This is a genomic window from Bacillus sp. LL01 (assembly GCF_001037965.1).
Genome location: NZ_LFEL01000199.1, coordinates 1 through 3877, shown reverse-complemented (window position 1 = coordinate 3877; position 3877 = coordinate 1). Strand labels below are relative to the sequence as shown.

General features: G+C 38.1%; 7 protein-coding genes. All 7 read left to right on the top strand.

Annotated elements, in window-relative coordinates; all coding sequences use genetic code 11:
• On the top strand, positions 1 to 1000 hold a 1000-nt coding region (locus AB685_RS27870; RefSeq protein ID WP_131709670.1), incomplete at its 5' end, for a tail fiber domain-containing protein.
• Between the two features lie 13 nt (positions 1001 to 1013).
• Positions 1014 to 1454 (top strand): hypothetical protein, encoded by a 441-nt coding sequence (locus AB685_RS27865; protein WP_241773402.1) that lies wholly within the window; start codon positions 1014 to 1016, stop codon positions 1452 to 1454.
• Positions 1455 to 1456: 2 nt separating this feature from the next.
• A complete protein-coding gene (locus AB685_RS27860) occupies positions 1457 to 1699 on the top strand; it encodes a hypothetical protein (RefSeq protein WP_047973854.1) in 243 nt (80 codons plus the stop codon).
• A gap of 98 nt (positions 1700 to 1797) precedes the next feature.
• A complete protein-coding gene (locus AB685_RS31890; RefSeq protein ID WP_198530608.1) occupies positions 1798 to 1962 on the top strand; it encodes a hypothetical protein in 165 nt (54 codons plus the stop codon).
• Positions 1963 to 2012: 50 nt separating this feature from the next.
• Positions 2013 to 2276, top strand: coding sequence for a hypothetical protein (locus tag AB685_RS27855; protein WP_047973853.1), 264 nt, complete (start codon positions 2013 to 2015; stop codon positions 2274 to 2276).
• Between the two features lie 37 nt (positions 2277 to 2313).
• Positions 2314 to 2499, top strand: coding sequence for a hypothetical protein (locus AB685_RS27850; protein WP_047973852.1), 186 nt, complete (start codon positions 2314 to 2316; stop codon positions 2497 to 2499).
• 757 nt (positions 2500 to 3256) lie between these two features.
• Positions 3257 to 3766, top strand: a complete 510-nt coding sequence (locus AB685_RS27840) for a hypothetical protein (RefSeq protein ID WP_047973851.1) — start codon at positions 3257 to 3259, stop codon at positions 3764 to 3766.
• Positions 3767 to 3877: the final 111 nt, after the last annotated feature.

The window sequence follows — 3877 nt, the reverse complement described above, 5'->3', positions numbered from 1 at the left end:
GTTGATTGACAATGCTGTGATTGGTAGTGCAGCCATAGCTAATGCAGCGATCACTAGAGCGAAATTAGGAACAGCCATCATTGGAACAGCTCAAATAGAGGATGCTGTTATTACAAACGCAAAGATTGCGAACCTAGCTATTGATACAGCCAAAATTGCAAATGCAGCGATCACGAATGCGAAGATATCGAGTTTAAGTGCAGATAAGATTATAGCCGGGTTTTTAAGCGCTGATMGTCTGAATGGCGGAACCATAAGTGGTGTGAAGATTGACATTACCGAAGATGCCACAGTAGGGCAAAACTTGTATATAGGTAAGGAAATTGGAGGTAGCTATCATGATACCGCATACCTTCGATTTGGTGATTTCGGGACAATTACTGCTTTCAACGCTACTGGTGATTTGTTATTGCAACCTAGAACTTCATCAATTTCTCTAAGGTTTCATCACAGTAGTAATTATGTAAGCATAAACGCAGGAAATAATTTTAGTGTGATGGTACAAGGTAGTCAAGACTTCATCTTTGATCGTTCAAATACTGGTCACGCACTTTTTCGTGCTGGAAACAACATTCTCAAAGGGAGAAAAGACACTAATCGATTTGAAGTAAGAAATGCAGCAGATACGGCTTATGCTGCAATTGGAGCATCCGATTTCATTACATCTTCCAGTCGTAAACTGAAAACGAACATCGAAGCGATTGATGACATTGGGTTACACGTCATTAATGGCTTAAAAGTCGTGGGGTATGATTTGATTGATAACCTGCAGAACGGAATTTATGACCGGAAAGTCGGTTTAATTGCCGAGGATAGTCCCGCAGTTGCAACGGCTGATCATGAAGCGATCAATACGAATACGTTGATTCATTACAATGTGAAGGCTACTCAAGAGCTTTCAGTTAGTGTGAGTGAGCTCGAAGATCGTGTTAACTGGCTTGAAATCGAAAATCAATACATGAAACAGAAAATAAAACAATTAGAAGCCCTTGTGGCATAGGAGGAATTTTATTATGAAAGTAGCAATCGAAAACGGAAAAGTGGTACCAGCAATCAATTATCTTTACGAGTTAAAACTAGTAAGAAAGCAATCTCGTATCCGTCGTGATTTTATCAAGTTGCTTGATGAGAGAGCTAAAAAGGTTGATGAGGATCGCAAAGAGATTGCAAAAGAGCATTCTCACAAAGATGAAAAAGGGGAAGCGATCGTTAAGAATGGCAACTTTGACATCAAAGATATGGAAGCATTTCGTGAGGACGTTAAAGAGTTAAATGAAGAGGAACTAATTCTTGAAGGTGGTGATCACCGTGAGCTCATTCGAACCATGAAGCAGATCTTGGCCAAGTTTGAAGAAGAAGAGTATGACGGTCAAACTTCAGAGATTTATGACTATCTGTACGATGCATTTGAAGTAGATCAAAAAGAAACTCAAACAGAAAAGGGAGCTGAATAATTATGAGTCAACAATTAGAAATCCAAATCACAGGTACAAATATTCGTTATGCAGATGGAGGCATTTCATCCGTACATGTTCAATTCCAGGCACGTGATCCAAAGAGTCAGATCAACCTTAGTGGCTATATTCCATTAGAACCAGAAGAGTATCACGGAAATGAAGCAATGGATGCATTAAGGGCTGTCATCAAAACTAAGATCATTGGTCGTATCAATGGTGTAGAGGAAGCTCCTGCTGAATAAGTAGGGGCTTTTCATAAGCATATTAATATCTCTTTTAAAAAGGATAAAAAACCTTCCTGTGGAAATAATATCTATAGATTATGGAAAGGGGAAGCATCATGGGTACACATAAACGTAAAAGTACATTTAATAAGTTGGCTGAAGAGAGAAAACGTAAAGTAGACAAAGAGTTAGAAATCCAATTTAAGAAGCCAATACTTCATAAAGCGATTAATAGCAAGGAAGTATATATCCCGCTTGATACAGAAAAGTTATGGGGATAACTAGGAGCCAACTTATGTTGGTTCTTTTTATTTATAAAAGGGGTGTCTAAGTGGAATATCAAGTAGCGAGCGAAATCGCACAGAGTCAATTCGTGTTTGCTATCCTCTTCATCCTTCTTGGTGCAGGTGTATTTTATGAAATGCGTAAAGAGATAAGAGAGAACCGAGAGGATTCAAGAAAACGAGAGAAACAATTAATGGAACATCTAAGACGCTCTAATGCGAGTCAAGAACGTACAGCTGAAGCTCTTGAAGGCTTAGAGAATCGTATTGAAAAAATTGAACGAAGAGTATATCGAGAGCATGGCATATAAGCTGTGCTCTTTTTATATTGAAAAGGAGATGATCTGAGTGAAAAAGTTAACATCACGTAAATTCCTAATGGCTGTTGTCACTGGACTACTAGTCATCGCAAATGAAGGGCTAGGCTTAAGCCTTCCCACAGAATCCATCTTAACTGTTGCAGGTGTAGCCATCTCCTATATTGTTGGCGAAGCCTATGTGGACGGTAAGAAGAAAGGTGAACTTCATGAATAGAGTAGTAGATATTCGAGCTAGAATGCCMAGGCAYCGAACCAARCAAGTGACCAGGCGTCAACTCAATGCCATTCGKTTTTGGGTGCTACATCATTCACTAACYACAAGTGGYAGCCCTGAAKCATTYGCWAAYTATCATATCAACACAAACAACTGGTCTATCATGGCTTAYCAYTAYGTGATTATGAGAGACGGTACKATCTAYTGGTGTGYTGATCAYGATATYCAAACMCCKCATGTGGGCAAYAGTAACCGTCACAGTTTAGGAGTTTGTATGGTGGGTGAYTTCCGTACACAAGTACCAACAAAAGAGCAGTATGAAKCAGYTGTRTGGTTATTTAATGAGYATCTTCCAAAAGTATTRCCTGTTAAMGGGGAAGTGAAAGGGCATAGTGAAATGCCAGGCTACAGCTGGAAGGCGTGCCCTGTSATTGGAATGAACCAGTTTAGAAGTGATTTAWTTCGARTKATCACATCAAGTGAAGCAGATCCACTACCATATGAGGAGGTTTATTTTAATATGAAACTTACAAATGTWGAATTAAGCGCGGTAAYTAGCATGYTRGAAAATTGGACGGATGGMGAGAGRAAYCGYACTCCATTGAACAAGACCTGGTTAGAMAARGCKAAAGCRGGKGAGYTAACTATTCGTGAAGCGGTACGTTTGCAGTATGAGGCGCAGCGTAGAGGATTGAAGTAATAGAAAGAGCCCTCCATTCGTGAGGGCTAACCCCAAAATACTATAGGAGTGATTGATATGTCAGATAAAATTAAAGATTTAGAAGAGAAAATTGAGGGAATGGAACGAAATATCTTGTCTTTACAAGGTACCATATCGTCGTTAGTCATGGAGATTAGTAGAACGAATGAGAAGGTAATGCTAAATGATAATAGGAACAAAGAATTGCAAGATAAGATAAATATATTGGAAATAACTGCGAATGGGTTGCAGATTAAAATAAATGCACATCAAAAAGTCGGTCTAAATAATGTTGTAGAAATTGTAAGAAAAGAAACTCGAGATCAAGAATCAAAAAGGATTAGAACCTCAAATGAGTCTAACATAAGAGGTTCTTTTCAATTTACAGATGATGAACTGAGTATAATTTACCGTGCTGTATTTTTTGAATCACGTAATTATGAAGAGATAGATGCTAATGGCTATTTAGGAAATGCTACATCGGATATTTTGAAAAGAATATCTGATTACAATAAAGTTATTGCAGATCCTTTTTATGTTACAAATTATATATCTAAAGCTGATTGATTATCTTTTAAATATTCAAATGCTAATGTGTTAATAACGTTTATCATGAAATGACAATCCTCTTTTAAAGCAACACCGGGACTTGAATGCGATGCCATATTTCTCATTTTG